General features: G+C 41.1%; 18 protein-coding genes. 4 read left to right on the top strand and 14 right to left on the bottom strand.

Translation table 11 applies throughout. The features are described from left to right. Positions 1–185 precede the first annotated feature (185 nt). From GBI16_RS02875 to GBI16_RS02825, 11 genes are all read right to left on the bottom strand, one after another. Entirely contained in the window at positions 186–575 is a 390-nt protein-coding gene (locus GBI16_RS02875; protein ID WP_151706497.1) for a cupin domain-containing protein, read from the bottom strand. An 81-nt stretch (positions 576–656) separates the two neighbouring features. Beyond that, the gene (locus tag GBI16_RS02870; protein WP_151706496.1) at positions 657–1,772 is read right to left on the bottom strand and encodes an NAD(P)-dependent alcohol dehydrogenase; all 1,116 of its coding nucleotides are present in this window, start codon (positions 1,770–1,772) and stop codon (positions 657–659) included. Between the two features lie 33 nt (positions 1,773–1,805). Beyond that, positions 1,806–3,260, bottom strand: coding sequence for a benzaldehyde dehydrogenase (locus tag GBI16_RS02865; RefSeq protein WP_151706495.1), 1,455 nt, complete (start codon positions 3,258–3,260; stop codon positions 1,806–1,808). A 101-nt stretch (positions 3,261–3,361) separates the two neighbouring features. Next, the gene (locus GBI16_RS02860) at positions 3,362–4,243 is read right to left on the bottom strand and encodes a transporter (protein ID WP_086208675.1); all 882 of its coding nucleotides are present in this window, start codon (positions 4,241–4,243) and stop codon (positions 3,362–3,364) included. A gap of 412 nt (positions 4,244–4,655) precedes the next feature. Then, the gene (locus tag GBI16_RS02855; protein WP_151706494.1) at positions 4,656–6,452 is read right to left on the bottom strand and encodes a sigma-54-dependent Fis family transcriptional regulator; all 1,797 of its coding nucleotides are present in this window, start codon (positions 6,450–6,452) and stop codon (positions 4,656–4,658) included. A 239-nt stretch (positions 6,453–6,691) separates the two neighbouring features. Then, complete coding sequence (locus tag GBI16_RS02850) at positions 6,692–7,618, bottom strand: HPP family protein (protein ID WP_151706493.1); 927 nt, start codon at positions 7,616–7,618, stop codon at positions 6,692–6,694. 18 nt (positions 7,619–7,636) lie between these two features. After that, a complete protein-coding gene (locus GBI16_RS02845) occupies positions 7,637–8,347 on the bottom strand; it encodes an LrgB family protein (RefSeq protein WP_151706492.1) in 711 nt (236 codons plus the stop codon). Continuing rightward, the gene (locus GBI16_RS02840) at positions 8,340–8,759 is read right to left on the bottom strand and encodes a CidA/LrgA family protein (protein WP_086208896.1); all 420 of its coding nucleotides are present in this window, start codon (positions 8,757–8,759) and stop codon (positions 8,340–8,342) included. The genes GBI16_RS02845 and GBI16_RS02840 overlap by 8 nt, the downstream gene beginning before the upstream one ends. Then, positions 8,759–10,411: a nitrite/sulfite reductase gene (locus GBI16_RS02835; RefSeq protein WP_119063776.1), complete on the bottom strand. Its 1,653-nt coding sequence runs from the start codon at positions 10,409–10,411 to the stop codon at positions 8,759–8,761. The genes GBI16_RS02840 and GBI16_RS02835 overlap by 1 nt, the downstream gene beginning before the upstream one ends. Positions 10,412–10,479: 68 nt before the next feature. Further along, a complete protein-coding gene (locus GBI16_RS02830) occupies positions 10,480–11,301 on the bottom strand; it encodes a hypothetical protein (protein WP_110973792.1) in 822 nt (273 codons plus the stop codon). Positions 11,302–11,621: 320 nt separating this feature from the next. Next, a complete protein-coding gene (locus GBI16_RS02825; protein ID WP_151706491.1) occupies positions 11,622–12,320 on the bottom strand; it encodes a hypothetical protein in 699 nt (232 codons plus the stop codon). Between the two features lie 346 nt (positions 12,321–12,666). Between GBI16_RS02825 and GBI16_RS02820 the strand changes: the two genes are divergently transcribed. Both GBI16_RS02820 and GBI16_RS02815 read left to right on the top strand, forming a co-directional pair. Then, positions 12,667–13,878, top strand: a complete 1,212-nt coding sequence (locus tag GBI16_RS02820; protein WP_151706490.1) for a lactate oxidase — start codon at positions 12,667–12,669, stop codon at positions 13,876–13,878. A 109-nt stretch (positions 13,879–13,987) separates the two neighbouring features. Beyond that, complete coding sequence (locus tag GBI16_RS02815) at positions 13,988–14,755, top strand: ABC transporter permease (RefSeq protein ID WP_151706489.1); 768 nt, start codon at positions 13,988–13,990, stop codon at positions 14,753–14,755. Positions 14,756–14,807: 52 nt separating this feature from the next. Here the strand turns inward: GBI16_RS02815 and GBI16_RS02810 are convergent, their stop codons facing one another. Next, positions 14,808–15,734: a LysR family transcriptional regulator gene (locus GBI16_RS02810; RefSeq protein WP_171494522.1), complete on the bottom strand. Its 927-nt coding sequence runs from the start codon at positions 15,732–15,734 to the stop codon at positions 14,808–14,810. A 77-nt stretch (positions 15,735–15,811) separates the two neighbouring features. On the opposite strand from GBI16_RS02810, the gene GBI16_RS02805 reads away from it, so the two are divergent. After that, a complete protein-coding gene (locus GBI16_RS02805) occupies positions 15,812–16,303 on the top strand; it encodes a GNAT family N-acetyltransferase (RefSeq protein WP_086208683.1) in 492 nt (163 codons plus the stop codon). Between the two features lie 280 nt (positions 16,304–16,583). On the opposite strand, the gene GBI16_RS02800 is transcribed toward GBI16_RS02805, so the two are convergent. Beyond that, positions 16,584–17,045, bottom strand: a complete 462-nt coding sequence (locus GBI16_RS02800; protein WP_151706487.1) for an Lrp/AsnC family transcriptional regulator — start codon at positions 17,043–17,045, stop codon at positions 16,584–16,586. Positions 17,046–17,154: 109 nt separating this feature from the next. Here GBI16_RS02800 and rarD point away from each other — a divergent pair, with 109 nt between their 5' ends. Further along, entirely contained in the window at positions 17,155–18,060 is a 906-nt protein-coding gene (rarD, locus tag GBI16_RS02795; protein WP_151706507.1) for an EamA family transporter RarD, read from the top strand. A gap of 153 nt (positions 18,061–18,213) precedes the next feature. Here rarD and GBI16_RS02790 read toward each other — a convergent pair whose 3' ends face one another. After that, complete coding sequence (locus GBI16_RS02790; protein ID WP_151706486.1) at positions 18,214–19,125, bottom strand: LysR family transcriptional regulator; 912 nt, start codon at positions 19,123–19,125, stop codon at positions 18,214–18,216. Positions 19,126–19,143 lie beyond the last annotated feature (18 nt).

Below are 19,143 nucleotides of genomic sequence, written 5' to 3'. Positions count from 1 at the left end.
TACTCATTGGGAGCATTTTTTATTCATTAGAATCATAAGCCCCTGTAAAAAGTAATATGACATGATCACTTCTGAACATGTCATCCAACGTTAGTACAGACTTATTTTTAAACTGAAATATATTGAGTGTTGAATGCAAAGCGTTTGAATTTAAAACCGCTTAATCTTCTCATCTTTGGTAAATATTAACTTTCAACCGAAAGGTTAGGCAGTCCTTCTTCTGCGGTGAAGTGAATATCAAAGGGTTTATTGGTGATAAAGAGCATTAAGGCATCATTATCGCTTCGCGCACCATGAAACATCACAGAACCCTCAGGAAACCACACAAAATTTCCTGGCCCAAACTCACCCTGACTGGTAACCAAATGTCCCTCTAATACATACATGCCATGCGCACAATGATGCCAATGCTCCACTGTCCTAAATCCAGCTGGATAACGTAACTTCCAAATCATCATGCCAGTATCTGGATCTTGCAAGCAGGTCTTAACAGGTAATTCACTGTTTAAAAAAGGAATGGGAATAAATTCCCATGGCATGGTATTGGTGTTTAGCACAAAAGGTTGATCCACCATTGTTCTGTTCCCTGAATTTATTTTTGATAACTTTTTAAAAGGAATGACCTGATCACATCAATATGATCAGGTCATTAAACATCAGCCGATTTTAATAATCGGCTTCAGTGTAACTCCTTTATGACTGTCTATCGCGGCTTGATTGATGTCATCAAAGGCATAGAACTTTACTAGTTGATCAAACGGAAATTTACCTTGTTGATACAGCGTGACTAACTCAGGAATAAATTTCTTCGGTGCGCCACTGCCTTCAACCACACCCAAAATGGTTTTTCCACCCAACAATAAATCATTCACATCAAACTGAGCAGTAGTGCCTAAAGGTGGCGCACCAACCACTGCAATTTTGCCTAAAATCCCGAGTGCATCTATGCCCTGTTTTAAGATTTCAGGTCGCCCAGTAGACTCAAGCGCGAAGTTGATTCCACCGCCTGTAATCTCTTTGATCACCGCCACAGGATCTTGCGTTTTGCTATTAATCACATGGGTTGCACCCAATTGTTTAGCCAGCTCCAAACGTGATTCGACAATGTCGACAGCAATAATCGTTGCAGCACCACAGACTTTTGCTGCAAGCAAAGCACTTAGACCTACTGCACCGGCGCCCCATGTCACAAAGCTACTCGCAGGTGTTACTTTGAGGGCATTGATACATGCGCCCGCACCTGTTTGGATACCACAGCCTAAAGGCCCAAGTAGTTCAAGTGGAACCTCTTTAGTGACCTTCACTGCATTATTTTCACGGCTTAACGCATAAGTCGCAAAGGAAGACTGAGCAAAAAAATGATCATGTACGACGGCATGATCATGCGTACAAATTGCACTGTGTCCGTCTAGGTCAGCACCACTGAAGTTGCGACCAAAGAACTCTGCGCAATAAGCAGGGTTGCCCGTATTACACTGAGTACATTTACCACAATAGCCATAACTCAACACCACATGATCACCCACTTGCAGGTCAGTGACATTCGGGCCAATCGCCTCAATAATCCCTGCGCCCTCATGACCAAGAACAGCAGGCAATGGCACAGGATAATATTGATCGCGGACAATTAAGTCGGTATGACACATGCCTGTGGCGACAACTTTCACCAATACTTCATCGTCTTGAGGCTGACGGATTTTAAGCGGTTGCAATTCAAAGTCTGCACCTTTACATGCCGTCACTGCGGCAATAATTTCTTTCATTTCGTTCATACGATTACTTCCTGTAATAAATGATTCAACTGATTAGAATGGATAATGCGGTGCTTGCGTCTGTACAGTCATCCACTGCCATTGGGTAAATTCATCTGCATTGGCAGGGCCACCGATACGCGTTCCATTTCCTGATGAGCCAAAACCACCAAATGGATTGACTGTTTCATCATTCACGGTTTGATCGTTGATGTGCAGTAAACCGACTTTGAGCTGTGCACCCAGCTGCATCGCACGTCCCACATTTGAACTAATCACCCCTGCTGAAAGCCCATAGTCTCCATCGTTAGCAAGTTCAATCGCTTGTTCATCTGTAGTAAAAGGAATCAGCACTGCCACAGGCCCAAAAATTTCTTCACTAAAAATTGAATTATTGGCTGTCACGTCCGAAAGCACAGTCGGTTCAAAGAATACGCCATCGGCACATCCGCCTATTTCCAGTGTTGCACCTTCTACAACCGCAGCATTGACCAATTGTTCGACACGTTGTGCTTGTTTGGCATTAATCAGAGGGCCAATAGTGACATGACTTTCACTCGGGTTACCCACCACAAAGTTCTTCACTTTTTCAATTACACGCTGTTTGACTTGTGCATAAATTTTCTGATGAATCAAAATTTTGCCTGAAGTCATACAGATTTGACCTGAGTGCAAAAATGCACCCCATGCGATATTTTCAGCAGCCAACTCAATATCGGCATCATCTAGAATAATCAGCGAGTTTTTACCGCCTAACTCTAATGAGACTTTTTTCAAGGTTTTTGCAGCATTGGCGCCGACTATACGCCCAACATTTGTTGAACCCGTAAACTGAATACTGGCAATATTTTTATCCAGTGTCAGTGCTTCTCCGACTTCAGCTCCACCCGGTAAGACATGCAACAGACCTTTCGGGAGTCCAGCAAGTTCAAATATGCGGGCTATTGCGTAGCCGCTACACACGGCTGTGCGTTCATCTGGTTTAAGTACCACTGCATTACCCAGTGCTAATGCAGGTGCAACCGCACGTAATGCTAAATAGAGTGGAAAATTAAAAGGTGAAATCACCCCAACCACACCAAGCGGTAAGCGTTTTGCAATGCTGAGTTTCCCATTTTGGGTTGGCAGGACTGTGCCCTGATCCGCAGCAGGTAAACCGATACAATGCTTGAGCACTTGAATAGAAATACTGACTTCAAAACCTGCTTTAAGCGGTAAAGAACCACTTTCTTTCACCAACAATTCAATTACATCTGCTTGGTGTTCCGTGAGTAAAATGGCTGCCCGCTCAAATACCGCTTGGCGTTCTTGATAACTCAGTGCCCACCATGCCTGCTGTGCAGTTTTTGCCTGTTGTGCTGCCTCTACTACATCTTGAGAGGAAGCATAGCCAATTTCGCCTAATTCTTGACCTGTCGCCACTTCAACCACGCTATACGTCTGTTGGGCTGGTTGCCATGAACCGTTGAATAGTTTTTTATCCCAAATCTCTTTTGCTAATATCGACATAATCACCTCTTGAAAATTGACCTAAACAATCCACACATCCATCCATTTTCATCGTTGCAGAACTGAAGCAATGGATGTGTTGTCATCGCACATGCTTTGAATTAAAAAATGTAAAAAAGTCGAAAGTTTAGTCCAAACTCTTTCTTCAACCCACTTTCGACCTGCGTGTCTGAAACCAACTGTGCACTCAATTGCATTTTGGCATTCATCATGTGCTGGAACTCAAATCGAGCCTGTTGCTTTTCCATGTTTTGATTGAGCTGAATGCCATCCAAAGATTGTTCACCGCCATAGCTGGCTGCATATCCCAAGGCAAATCGCTGCTTAGCATTTAAGTCATAACGTAAATTGACCTGTGTTTGATAACTGGTGTCTTGAGACAGGGTCTGATTGCCACTGCCTGCTTTATCATTGTCTCCATACCAAATTGCATCTTGATAAAACTCAAAGCCCCATTTGCCATAAAGCGGTTGTACCCAAGCCAACTGCACATCATATTTAAAACGGTTTTCACCCAGATTCACGGCATCATTTTTATCGTATTGTCCAAGCGGTAAATAAATAAATGGAGTTACCGCGAGATAGCGACCCGAAGCCCCTTGTTCAGGTTGATTAATCAACCAAAAAGCAGAGGCTATAATCGGATCTGCAAAACCCGATGCATTATTCAAATCTGCATCACCAATTTGAGTATTTCGCACCGATCCAAAAGGAATAACCACTTGCGGCGTTGCACGTAAACCTGCGATGTCGGTGTAATGAATGAAACGTGCAATACCAATATCTGAGCGAGAATCAGCATGGGTTTTATCACCCTTTTGGTAGTAACCATCCATTTCACTATGTTGATAATAAAAAACCCCAAGATTGGTTCCGCTCGGGAGGGTTGTATAATCCCCAACATTCACATCAATGGCATGACTCTGTGATGCGCACAAAACACCAAGTATGAGTAATCCCGCATTTTTATTCCCAAAATGCATAACATGTTCCCTTTTATCCAAATTATCCTTAATGGCTCATCTCTTTTCTTGAGCTTGTTTTAATGACCTTTAAATGCATTGATCATTTGTCAAAAATCATCAAGCGTCCTGCTTGACCGAGTATGAGTTGTAGAGTTATTGCAGAATGCATGCCATAAATTTAATCAATAAATATCAATAACTTGAGTTTTTGTAAAAATTACTCATGTCCATAAAATAGACATACTAAAAAAGGACTGTCCAGTTACTGGACAGTCCTGCTGTAAATTAAGATTTTAAAAAATCTCTTGAGGTAAATTGGTACTCTGTATACGGAACTTAGACCCAAAGTCCGAAACAGTATTGCGTTTAAATAACAGTAAAAGCTAAAGATATGGGCTAGATAGCTCAAAGCTAAGTTATGTAATAACACCTAACTGCTGATGTATTTATACACCGTTGTTCTTGAAATATTTAAGCGCTTGGCCGTGCGTGCAATATTGCCATTTTCTTCATCTAATACCTGCATGACCATCTGTTTGGTCATCGCATTTAAGTTTGGATTTTCCACTGCTAGCATAGACTGATTCGCCGTTTGAACACCATCCGAGGACTCAGGCAAATAAAGCTGTGTCAAAACATCGCCCTCATTAAACGCAGCCGATAACCTTACAATGTGAATAAGCTCACGGATATTCCCCGCCCATGTATAGGTCTGAAACTGCTGCTCGACTTGAGCTGACCATTGCGAGATGCCAAACTGATGTAAAATACGATGGAAAATCGCTTGCTTATCTTGTCGTAAACGTAAAGGTTCCAGATGCACTTGAAAACCACAGATCCGATAATATAAATCGCTACGGAATGTCTGCTGTTCAATTTTCATTTTCAAGTCTTGATGGGTTGCACATAATAACTTAAATGCTGATTTAATCGGCTTTCGTCCCCCAACCCGATAAAACCGTTGGTCTTGCAAGACGCGTAAAATTTTGACTTGCAAATGTAAGGGCAAATCACCAATTTCATCAAGAAACAAAATACCTTGATCCGCCAGTTCAATCAGTCCTTTTTCACCTTGCTTTTTTGCTCCCGTAAATGCCCCGCCTTCATAACCAAACAGCTCCGCTTCTAATAAATGGTCAGGAATCGCGCCACAGTTAATGGAAATAAAAGGTAGGTCAGCATCCAGCTTTTGATGTAACTGCTGTGCGAAGTGGTCTTTACCCGTACCCGTTTCTCCTGTAATCAGCACTGGAATATCTGCTTTTAAAGCCCTTAGGGCCTGATCAAGCACCTGCTGCATAGCGATTTGTTTGGTCTGTCTTTTTTCGGCTCTATGCAAGACATACCACTTTGCATAGAAAAATGCATGATCGTGACTTTGGATAAAAAATGAATCAGTTGTCTCAAGCTGACTCAATGTCTTTGTTAAAAAGAAATCGTAAATACAGCGACCTAATAACAGTTCAATCGAACAGTTGAGTAATTTCAACGCCATTTGATTGGCTTTCACAACTTGCCCATAATTATCCAGCACGATCATGCCTGTATAAGCATTTTCAATTAAGTCTTTTGAATGTTGGAAATAAAGTACACGTTGGTTTGGTTTGAGTTCTGCAAGAATCAGTTTATTTTCTAAAATATAACTTTGATACAGCAAATGTCGAAGCCAATTGCTCGCCAAAAGCCCTTGTGGTGAAGTGATATCTAAAGCGCCTAAAACTGCTCCTGCCCCATTAAAAACAGGCACAGACGCACAAGAATAATTGGCAAATTCATCCAAATAATGCTGATGTCCCGTCATGATCATGGGTTGTTTTGACAAAACACTGCATGTCGGTGCAATTGCTCCAAATATAGAGGGATCAATCACCCGACCTGTCCGTAAAAAGTGATACTGCTCGTCTAAGTCTGGATTATGGCGTTCAGCAATAATTTTAAGCTGTTGATTAATTAAAAAAACACTAACATCCTGCTGTCCAAATAACTGCCAAATATCGTTTAAAACCACTTCAGCTAGCGCAGCAAATCTGACATCCTCACAAGACAGATGATCGACAGGAAAATCATGTAATGAAGTCAGTTTAGAAAAAGGACTTAAACCCGCTTTTTTCGACCTTTCCCACGCTTGTAAAATCGGTGAATCTCGCTCCACAATCTCTGGAAGCACACCAGTCGTGTAAAAATTGTATTTAATATTTTGCCAAGAAAATTCAGATAAACCATCCATGAGCATATCCCAAATTAAACCGTTTCTTTAAATCCTACATGTGCTGATTTGAACGTATTTTTATGTACATCTACTACTCATTTTGATGTTTGAGAAACAAGTCTATTCCGTACCGTAAAATACATTCAATTTAAACACGAATACCGCGCTATAGTTTTAATCACTTTCAATCAACACTAAACCAATTTACCTGCACCAGAAGTGATGAAAAAAACTTCAGCTACTCCATCACCATAAAGCTATGTATAGGATTTCTCAATACCCATATTTTGAAAATAGCTACGATAAACATAAACACAGCCGAATGAAAAACTCGCCATCAGGCAGGAGGCAACAGGTAAAGGCATCACACTGTCTTGAGGAAAGACAAAAACCAAAAATGGAAAGGCATATACCGCAGGAATGCGCATATCAAAGAGCTTGAGCAAAAGAAACATTAAAGGCATATATATAAGGGTGAGTATTATCCCATCTTGAATCCACAACTGCATAAGCACAGCAATTGAAATCGACAGTGTCAACACAGCAATCTGCTTAAGGCACATTTTCAACGAATACATCATCATATTTAATGATTCGTACACCACCACTGTAATTGGAGGAATCAGTGCCATCGCTTCAACCTTAAAAATAGCGGCGAGTGCAAAACCGATTAAAGTAATACTGGCATACACACCTATTTTTCGTCGATCAAAATTGCCTTTCCGCTCTATGCCCTGATTCAGTTTAAAGAGCACAACACCCAACATCAGGATAAAACTGGTGACAAAAATCGAAATCAAAAACGATAGTTCATAAGCTTGGGTCACAATCGGCAAGAAACCCGTGGCTAGTGCGGGCGGTAATATATAGTTAAACATCCGCATCACCAGCAACATGGCACAGAGAACCAAAACCAGTTTGAATAGATATGAAATTGGCATCAAATTAATACAGAACCCGATTACAGCAGTCAGACTCGGTAAAATAAAAATTTTATCTGGCTGATTCAGCCACTGTTTATCTCGATAAATCCACAATCCAACGGCCATCGCTGCCATTTCAGGCAGAATGATTTCACGATCATTCAGTCCATAAGCCGCTACCACCATGAGCAAAATAAAGAGAAAAGCCATAACATAGCTTTGGGAGCTTAACGTTGTCTTTGCCTGTGACATCGGATTCATCTACGGTTCCTTATTGATTTAAAACGATATAAAGCCAAGCAGATACTTCGTCAGTGCAATCAGCGATGGCGCAAATAGCACCATAATGATTCCTGAAATAATCATGGAAAGGCTGGCAATGACGCCTTCTAATTCATGACGCTGTCTGGCCCGAGCAATACCCATAGCATGTGCAGCATTACCCAGTGCAGTACCCGAAGCAATTCTGTTCTTGCACCGCATCCATAACAACAGCACATCTCCCAACAACATACCAACCAAACCTGTAATCACAGTAAAGAGTGGAATCAGGCTGATGGATCCCCCCACTTTTTCGGTGAGCACCAAAGCAAAAGGAATCGAAATGGAACGCGCCAACAAACTATTTTTAACGATGTCATCAAAGTCCAATAGACTCGCCAAAAACCAACTGCTGAAAATACCCACCAACATGGCAAGGCTGGAGCTGAACAGCAACACTTTAAAATGTTGCTGAACCATACGGCGATAACGAAAAACAGGAATAGCAAAAGCCACCGTAATTGGACCAAGCATCGCCACCAAGTACTGGGTATAGTGGTAATAGTCTTGGAACTGGTGCTGAAATATTAGAATCAGTACGATGCTCAAGATGGGCACAACAATAATCGGGGACAAATAGATTTTTTGGGTTCGAACAAAGAGCCTCTTTGCCATGACATAGCACAGCACGGTCCAAGCCAAGTAAAAAACACCCCAAAACTCAGTCATCTTGATTTTCCTGCATCGTCTGTTCTGGTTTTGAGTCGCCTTGCTTTAAGCACATAGCGACGGTATATACCGAAACCAACATGACCAAAGCGGTACTGATCAAAATCACCAGTAGAATTTTCCAACCACTGGCGATCAATAAATCCTGATACTGAATCACACCGACCACAGGCGGAATGAAAAATAGCAACAGTTCAGCCAGTAATAAATCTGCACCGCGTTCAATCTGGGCTAATTTCAACCACTTCATTTCGAGTAAGAACAACAGTAGAAAGAAGCCCAACACACCCGACGCAACAGGCAGATTCAACAGCTTTTGCAAGACATAAGCACCGCTCCAAACGGCCAAAATAGTCATGATTTGGTAGCTCGCGGTTTTTAGCGTTTTCAACGGAGTTTGGACGTCCAACATCATCCGATGTCCGCATAAGCCCGTTGTTTAAATGGCTGAATGGAGACACGTTTATAAGTTTCCAAAAAGGATTCTTGCTCCAAACGCAAATCCAAATAAGTATTTAAAATTTCTTCGAGCACATCTGGAATATCTTCTGCGGGAAATGAAGGGCCTAAAATATCACCAATGGATGCATCATGATCTGAGTTACCCCCTAAGCTAATTTGGTAATATTCAGCGCCTTTTTTATCGACACCCAAAATACCAATATTGCCAACATGGTGATGCCCACATGCATTCATACAGCCTGAAATATTTAAATCAACTTTACCTAAATGATATAAAGCATCCAAATCATCAAAACGGCGAGCAATCGCTTCATACACTGGAATAGATTTGGCATTTGCCAAAGAGCAAAAGTCGCCACCCGGACAGCAAATCATGTCGGTCAGGAAGCCAATATGTGCACGGGCCAAATTGCCACGATCCAAGACTTGCCACAGTTCAAACAGATCCTTTTGGCGTACGTCAGTTAAGGCAATATTTTGCTCATGCGTGGTTCGCAGCTCACCAAAAGTATATTGGTCAGCCAAATCTGCAATTAAGCGCATTTCATCGGAAGTCATATCCCCCGGCGCCACACCTGCCCGTTTCAAGCTGATCGTAACAATGCGGTAGCCCGCGACTTTATGTGCATGGGTATTGATATTGAACCAGTGTTTAAACTTCGGATACTGCTGGAACAAAGCCTCAAAATCGTATTGTTCTAAAGCTTCATAGGTAAATGGCTGAAACACCGCATCCATTTTCGCCAAGACACTGGGCTGAACCTTGAGTAGTGTTTGAGTATGTGCAAACTCAGCTTCAACTTTTTCAGCAAAACCTGCTGGGGTCAGGGCTTTCACTAAAATTTTAATACGTGCTTTGTATTTATTATCACGACGGCCATGCAGGTTATAGACACGCATGATGGCATCTAAATAAGCAATTAAATCTTCACGGGCTAAAAATGGCTTAATCACATGTCCCGCTAAAGGTGTGCGTCCAAGCCCACCACCGACTTTAATTTGATAGCCCAACTCCCCTGCTTCATTTTCCACCACATAGACGCCCACATCATGAAAGGTCGTAGCAGCACGGTCTTGCTCAGGGTGTGCACAAACCGCAATTTTAAATTTGCGCGGAAGGAATGAAAACTCAGGATGGAAAGTACTCCACTGGCGAATCAATTCGCAGGTCGGGCGCGGATCTGTGAGCTCTCCTTCAACGACACCTGCATATTGGTCTGTGGTGGTGTTTCGAATACAGTTGCCACTGGTCTGAATAGAATGCATGTGTACCGTAGCAAGTTCCTGCAAAATATCAGGCACATCTTCAAGCTGCGGCCAATTCAGTTGAATATTTTGACGCGTTGAAATATGTGCATAGCCACGATCATACTTCTGTGCAACCTCGGCCACCTTCCGCAGTTGTGCGGAGTTCATTAAGCCATAAGGCACTGCCAAACGTAGCATGGGGGCATAACGCTGAACATATAAACCATTTTGTAAACGTAATGGGCGGTATTCTTCTTCGGTCAGTTTCCCCGCTAAATAACGCTGGGTTTGGTCGCGAAATTGCGCGACACGTTCATTTAATAAATTTTGATCAAAGTCTGTATATAAAAACATCTGAGTGACCTATGTCTATGCATAAAGATGAAAAGGAGCAGTGTTCGAGGACGTATCAAAACTATCAATTAGGCTAAAAAAGTTGCCTGATTGCGTGACACACCATGTTGTAAACAGGTCTGCATATACTCGGCATAGACCGATAATTTTTCATAGATATGCTCGGCATAAAACATATCTTCGATCAATTGAGTCGCTTGCTGTAGGCTATAACTGCCGTAGCTCAACAATAATTCTGCATTCAGCGTGGCAAATTTTTCACATAAAGCAACATACTGTTCATCTTTGTTTTTAAAGAATAATTTACGCATATTCCAGTCACGACTGTCGATAATACTATCTTGCGGATGGATGCGAATATAGTAAATTTTTACTTTAAAAAACTGCTCAAGTTCCGCTATTTTTTGCGTATTGAGTGCCAGTGCAGTCACCAAGAAAATCTGTGAAACATCGGTTCGACAGAGTGCTTTGATCAATGAACTATAGAAAAAATCGACATCGTCTAAACTGGTATCACTTAAATCTAAATAAAGATTCAGTGCCTCAAGCACATCATCTATTTTTAAGTTTTGTCTTTGCTCAGCTTGATAGTAACGGTTGAGGATATTAAGAACAGATGGTGTGGCTGGGCTGTTATAAATCACAGGGTGATTTAGATTCGCCAAGATAAAAGGTGCAAATAAAAACGCTGCGCTAGCTTGTTCTGCTTGAATAGCGGACTGCACAATATACTGAACTTTTGAACTTGCAAAATCACGTAAAACTTTGGCACGTAGCAATGTTGCTTCTAAGTTTAGATATTGCTGAGCCAGCACATGCTGTAGTTTTTCTGAAAATCCCTGTCCTTCAATCAGTTCAGACATTGTATTCAGTTGCTGTGTTACAAACATTAGGCCACCATCAAGATTGTGATTCTTTCTTGAAACAAATTTTCATCCGATTTGATGGAAGTAAGTAGCTACAGTAAGGCGGTAAAAAACTATAACAGAATTTTATTGATGTCTTTTTCTAGTTTTATTCTTCAGTTTCCAAACGCACCATAAAAACAATTCAGTTTAGAATCCCTCTGATGATGCGGTTTAATTTTAACGACTCTTTTATCTAAATATAGTCTACTACAGTGTGTACACATCCAAATCAAGGCGCTTGGTCGTATGAATCCAAAATTTAGCAGTTATACACTGTTACAGTGTCTTGCTCTTGCAGATGATTAAGGCTTGAGTAGCCATTCAACAGAACGATCAAATAGCTTTAAACCATCATTAGACAACAGAGTAAATGTATTATTATGCAGGAAAAACATGAGTCTTTTGGCTGGCGCTAAAGATTCATAATCCATGGTTGCGCCTTTTTCATAGCCCCAAATAGCAACTTTTTCAGGTTCACCATAAACGGTTGCAATAATCGTTGCACCTAAACCAGGTTTCCCCCAATTCATGCTTTCTTGTTTGCTATATACATTTGCTGTACCTGCGGGGAGTTGAGCAGATAACTCATGCGGTGCATTGACCAACCATAAATAGCGTGTTTTTTCTACCTCACCAAAATCCGTTCCTGTTCTCTTCCCAGTCATTGCAAGGTCATCAACATAATCACTTTCCCATGTCATCAAGGGTATAGACAGATACCGCCAGCCAGATTTTAAATTTTTTGAACCTACAGTTGAGGATAAAATCACTAAATCTGTATTTTTAATTTGTTTAGGATCTTGGCTCTGATCAAGAATCTGTACTTGATAACCCTCTGCTTGTAAGTGCGACTGAATTGCTAAATCGGTTTTATAAGAAGGCCCATTCACTTGAGAAATGAGTGTGATATGCGGTGCATTGGGCTTTGCTTGCGTACACAGGGATATCAGCAAACATACTGCACCAATAACTGATGCACACATGAAACGTACTTTTTGCATTTTAGAACCTAAAAAATAGAAAAGAATGATCTAGAAAGACACATCAAATTAAATAGCCCTACAACGTTGATAGCAGACAATTGATTTCATGTTAGATCACGTCGCAATACGATTTAGAAGATAGCATATATTTTTGAAATTAAGCTGCTATGGGGTAAATGAGCTGACACGACCCGATTACTATACCCATATGTAAAGTACATTTAAGCTGTATTCGTCATATAGATGAGACACTTCTTCCTATCCTACTTATTGTTTTGAACGCCTAAAAAATAAAAAATAACGTCATCTCCCAACACATTCTAGTCCAATCATCTATATGTTTGAATCAGGAAGGAACATCGAAATGAAGTCAAAGCACCATAAAATTGTCTTATCCATCAGTACATTGGCAATCGCCATTGCCACCAGCTTCAGCAATGCAGCAGAGACCAGCTATAAAGCCAGCAGCGTGAATCAGCCGATTAAAATCGTGAATATTGCATCTTTAGAAGCGCAAGCCAAAGCGCAAATGCAATCGGGTGCTTTTGGTTATATTCGTGGCGGCGCAGAAGATGAAAATAACTTACGAAGTAACACTTCTGCTTTTGACAAAAAATATATCATGCCACGTATTATGCAAGGCATTGAACTAAAAGATATTAACCTCAATACCAAGTTCTTGGGCATTGACTTAAAAACCCCGATTATTCAAGCTCCTATGGCTGCTCAGGGTTTAGCCAATGTCGATGGTGAGCTTTCAACTGCCAAAGGTATGGCAAAAGCAGGTTCTATTTTTTCACTCAGCACCTATGGCAATAAAACCATTGAAGAAGTGGCTCAAGTTTCAGGAAAAAACCCTTTCTTCTTTCAGCTTTACATGAGTAAAAATGACAAGTTCAATGAGTTTACCTTGAAGCGTGCCAAAGAGCATGGCGCTAAAGCCATCATTTTAACAGTGGACTCACCTGTCGGTGGCTACCGTGAGGATGACATTAAAAACAACTTCCAGTTTCCCTTGGGCTTTGCAAATTTAGAACTGTTTGCTCAACAAAATAAAGATGGCTCGAAGACAGGTAAAGGGGCTGGTATTAGCGAAATTTATGCCCAAGCCAAACAAGCCTTCACCCCGTCGGACATTCAATATGTAAAAAAATTGACTGGTCTGCCTGTGATTGTCAAAGGGATTCAATCGCCTGAGGATGCTGACATGGCCATTCGTGCGGGTGCCGATGCCATTTGGGTATCTAACCACGGCGGTCGTCAGTTAGATAGTGGTCCATCCTCTTTTGATGTGTTGCCGGGCATTGCCAAAGTCGTCAATAAGCGTGTACCGATTGTTTTTGACAGTGGTGTCCGTCGTGGTTCACACGTATTTAAAGCCTTAGCCAGCGGTGCTGATGTGGTTGCCATTGGTCGCCCAATTCTCTACGGTCTACAACTGGGAGGTGCTGAAGGCGTCAACTCAGTGATGGAACAGTTCAATAAAGAACTCCGCATTAACATGATGCTCGGTGGTGCCAAAGACATTGAAGCGGTGAAAAAAACCAAGCTCTATACAGACAAAGATTTTGAATAAGCACTGACGGCTCTATACCCAAGTCGTTGGCAACCCTGCTGACTGCTTGAGTAAATGCTTATGTGATAAGTCTTGAAATAAACGATTTCACTCAATTTCGAGTTAAACAATGAATGGATATCAACGCCTAGTAGCCGTGCATGCCTTGGCAACTCAAGAAATTCGTCGATTTCTGCGAATATGGCCGCAAAGCTTATTCGCTCCTGCACTGACGCTGACTTTATATTTATTCATTTTTCATAATTTGGCCATACCACTCGCCAATAGCACAGATCAAGCTAACTCTCTGCACTTTATTGTGCCGGGGTTAATCCTGATGGGGGTCATCACCAGTAGTTATGACAATGTTAGCCTTAGCTTCTTTAGTGCTAAATTTAGGAAAACCTTAGAAGAACTACTGACTAGCCCCATGTCTAATCATCTGATTGTGCATGGTTATTTGATGGGCAGTTTAATGCGGGCTTTTATGGTTGCAATGATAAGTAGTCTCATGGCATGGGCGCTTACAGATCTAAGCCTAATGCACCCCATAGTCCTATTTATGATCCTTTTCATTAGTGCGGTATTCTTTTCACTGTGTGGCTTAATCAGTACCTTTCTGATTGATGACTTTGACCAACTGGCAGTCATTCCCAACTTTATCCTCTTGCCTTTACTTTTCTCATCGGGGATTTTTTATGATATTGATGCGCTGTCTCCCCATTGGCAGATGATCCATGCGTTCAATCCAATAACGTATCTGGTTGATTGCATTCGTTATAGCTTCATTGCGGGTGTCAGGCCCAATATTCCTTTAATTATGTCGGCTTATGGGGTCAGTATCATGGCTTTATATCGGCTCGCCGATTCTTTATTGACTAAAATGCGGGATGTATAAAACACTGATCTGATTAATGTCTTGATCAGTGGTCTATTTTTTAGAGACAGCATCAAATATTTGCAGGCTCAAAAACATTCAATAAAATCTGACTCAGCCAACTTTGGGGTGAAGTCGTTTGATGCGAGGCCAAAGTATAAAGATTGACAGTATAATCGGGGACCTTAATCGGCAAGTCAAAAACATCAATCTCATGTATCGTTCTGAATTGTTCAACAGCTTTACTAGGTAAGGTCATGATGAGAGTGCTAGACTCCAAAATATAAGGTGCAACCATCATATTTGGTAGTTCCAGCGCAATTTGTCGTGTAATACCCATGGTTTTTAAGACCCGATCGACAATTCCATGATGTTCCCCCCATGCACTCACTCGAATATGCTTTGCCTCCACATAGTCCTCAAGTCGCATCGTGCTGTACAATTGCTTAGGTGCAACAACAACATAACGATCTGAAAAACAGAGCTGCTCTACTATTGCCGAATGATTCATTTCACCCTGCTCGGAATATCCAATAACTGCATCCACATGCCCTAAGACTAAACTTTGAAACAGCGCCTCTTGCTGTTCAAACATAATTCTTATTTTGATATTGGGAGCAATCACACTCAGTCTTTTCATGAGAGAAGGCAGAACACAAAAAGCCGTATAGTCTGTTGTGCCAATCACAAATTCCATCGTACTTGAAAGGGGATCAAATGGTTCGACTTGAAATAATTGCTGAGAGATGAGCGCTAAGCTTTCAAAAATGGAGGGCGCTATTTCCTCTGCTTTTTTGGTTGGCAACATTTCCCCTTTCATGCGTACAAACAAAGGATCCTCCATCACATCTCGCAATCTATTCAGTGCATGGCTAAAGGCAGAAGCACTGATATAAATAGACTCAGCGGCCTTAGCTACACTTTTATGCTGATACAAAGCGCGAAAAACCAAGAGTAAATTGAGATCAAAAGCATGAGGTATAGAGTGCATATTATTCATTTTTCAATGTAATAAAATGCAGTATATACACTTAATTTATGCTTTAGAATATTTTTAAAATTATCCGAGTTTCTCTTATGCAAGAAATTATCCGTTCTGTTCAACTCACTGATGTTGCACGTTGTTTCGAAATTGAGTCTGCAGCATATTCAGCAGATGAGGCGGCAAGCCAAGCAAAAATTCAAATTCGAGCCGAACAATATCCCGAAGGTTTCATTGTTTTAGAAGTGGAACGTCATGTTATCGGTTTCATTAATAGTGGCTGCGCCGATAAAGTCGTAATGTCTGATGAACACTTTAAAGAATTAAAAGGCCATACCCCCTCTGGCGCGAACCTTGTCATCATGTCTGTCGTTGTTGACCCTGTATTTCAAGGACGAGGTTATTCGGCAAAACTCATGACCGCTTTTATTGAGAAAGCAAAAAGCCTGAACAAAGCTGCAATCTATTTGATGTGTAAAGAACAGTATCTCAAACTGTATGAGAAATTTGGTTTTCAACTCCTGCAAAAATCAGATTCGACTCATGGAGGAATGCAATGGTATGAGATGAAGTTAGAGCTTGCTTGACATGAACCCAGTTCGGTTCATTCGTCTTGCCAACATCTTGATTAGCGTGCTGGTTTTTGTTGTCATTTTTACACCAAACGTCAAATCATATTTGTGGGGGGCCATTGTATTGACTCTATGTCTGATCTGCGTTTCCTACCAACGTTCAGCAGAAGGTCTATGGGTAGGAATCGGCTTGTTATTAATTGCAATCAGCTTTTATTAGGTGAATGCTAGATCAAGCAATATATTTAAATCAGATAAAACTGATGCTTTTGTGTGATACAGCGTTGTCCTTCATTTAAGACTGAAAAGGCACAGTTAAAGTTGTTTTGATACGCTCTAACACAACAGTGGTTTTAAACCACTGTACATTCGCATTCTGATGAAAAAGCTGATCACATAAGGCTTGAAAGCGACTCATACTCGGTACCAAAAGTACCAACATAAAGTCCGCCTCACCTGTTACGTAATAACACTGCTGTACTTCTGGTATTGAAAAACTCGCTTTTAACACATCAAGATCTGTCACATGAGTTTGGTTAACACGAACCTCGACAAAAATCGTAACCACCTGCCCCAGTTTGTCTGGATCCAGTACTGCGTTATTACCAATAATATAACCACTGTCTCTTAATTTTTGAATGCGACGCTGTACTGAGGCGGTTGATAAATGCACCAAGTCTGCCAATTCTCGTAGTGGCGTGAGGCAATCTTTTTGCAAATGCTGCAATAAAGCGAAATCAAATTTATCTAATTGCATCAAGCGCATTCCACGAGAAAATTTCTCATTTAAGCTAAACAATATAAGCCAATTTATCAATAAGACTGCAATAAAATATCACTTATTCATGCGTTTTAAGACCCGTTTTATGCCTCAGCATCCCAATACAACACTTGGCATTAGTTTAAATGTCACGGCATCAGTGCTATTTGCATTAATGTTTGCCTATACTTCACTATTGGGCTCTTTGTCAGGCACAGAAATTTACGGCTGGCGCATTGTATTGAGCATTCCCTGTTTGACACTTTTTATATGGCTAAAAGGCAATTGGTCTCAGGTGATTGTGATTTATCGCCGTTTCTACCAAGAGCGCTTTTTCGTTTTAACACGCGTGTTATCTTCGTTTTTAATTGGGATTCAGTTGTGGCTGTTTATGTGGGCACCCAGTCATGGCTATGGACTGGATGTTTCACTCGGTTATTTTATGATGCCAATTAGCATGGTGATTGTGGGTCGGATTGCGTTTAAAGAGCGAATGTCTCGTTTTCAACAACTGTCCTGTGTTTTTGCAGTACTGGGGATATTGAATCTCTTAGCCATTTCTCAAACCCTGACTTGGCCCACTCTGCTGATTTGCTTGGGTTATCCGATCTATTTTTGGCTCAGACAAAAAACGGAGACGAATAATATAGGCGGACTTTGGTTTGACATGATGCTAAGTGTTCCTGTCTGTCTATACTTTATTATGCACGGTTCTATCGTCACAGAAAGCCTATCTGCAAGTTCACATACACTGTGGCTCATTTCAGGACTTGGATTAATCAGTGCACTGGCTTTGGCATTTCAGTCCTTGTCTGCCCCGCATTTAAACTTAAGTCTGTTTGGACTGTTGGTTTATGTCGAACCCGTATTGTTAGTGGCCGTTTCAATCGCCTTAGGTGAAAGTATTACTTTGGCAGAATGGCCAACCTATATCGCCATTTGGCTCGCAGTATGTGTGCTTATGTTAGAAGGGTTACAGCAGTTAAAACGAAACCGTAAGTTAATGGCCTAAATCATTTATTCCATTGTCCTCTAAACAGCTTTAATTTAGCTGTTTAGAGGACAATGGGACTACAACTAAATTGAACTGATCACCCTGATATAACATACTTTTAACTCGATGGATTATGTACTGACAACTCAGACTCAAGCGAAATACATGGAATCAAAGTGAAGCATTTAAAAGGTGATGTTGTCTCACAATACTATTCAATAAGCTGGAAAAGTTGATTGCAGGTTGGCTATGCAGATCTGCTTTAAACGCAATACCGAGTCCAATGGTTGCGGTTTTATTTTTTAGATATTTATATTTAATCCCTTCAATTTTGAGCTGTTGGGTGGACTCAGGCACCAAAGAAATCCCTAAGTTCGCCGCAACCAACGATAAAATTGAAACAATCTGAGGCGCTTGCTGTCCAACTTTTGGGGTAAAACCATGCTGTTGGCAAGTATTTAGAATCGCAGCATACAGCCCAGCACTCACCTCAGGTGGAGAAACAATAAAACTTTCATGTGCAAATTCTGCAAAATCCACCATCTCTTCATCTGCGGGATAATGTAAAGGCAAAGCAGCAATCAACTTTTCATCAATCAAGTTACGAATCGTAATAGCTTTCGGGTACTGTGCAGGTGGCCGAACAATCGCAATGTCTAATTCATTATTCAGTAAACTTTCAATTAAAATCAAAGAATTGTCTTCTTTTAACACCAAATTCACCTGCGGATATCGCTGCTGGAATGCTTGGATGGCGGTCGGAATTAAAGAATTTAAAATTGAGGTGCCTGTAAAGCCTAGCCTTAGTTCTCCCCATTCACCATTTGCCGTACTTTGGGTCAATTTCACTGCATTTTTCAGTTGGTTCTGAACGGGCAAGACCATTTTAAGAAAAGTTTCCCCTGCTGGTGTCAGTGCAACACCATGAGAATAACGATAAAAAAGTTCAACGCCGATTTCATTTTCCAACTTTTTAATTTGCATACTCAACGGTGGCTGACTTATGCCAAGACGCAAGGCTGCTTTAGAGAAACTTTGCTCTTCTGCGATAGCAATGAAGTACTGAATATTGCGTAGTTCCATATATAAAAGCTATACCAT

The organism is Acinetobacter sp. TUM15064 (assembly GCF_008980265.1).
Lineage (GTDB): Bacteria > Pseudomonadota > Gammaproteobacteria > Pseudomonadales > Moraxellaceae > Acinetobacter.
The sequence above is the reverse complement of the archived record's forward strand: the minus strand, read 5'-3'. Positions and strand labels throughout refer to the sequence as shown.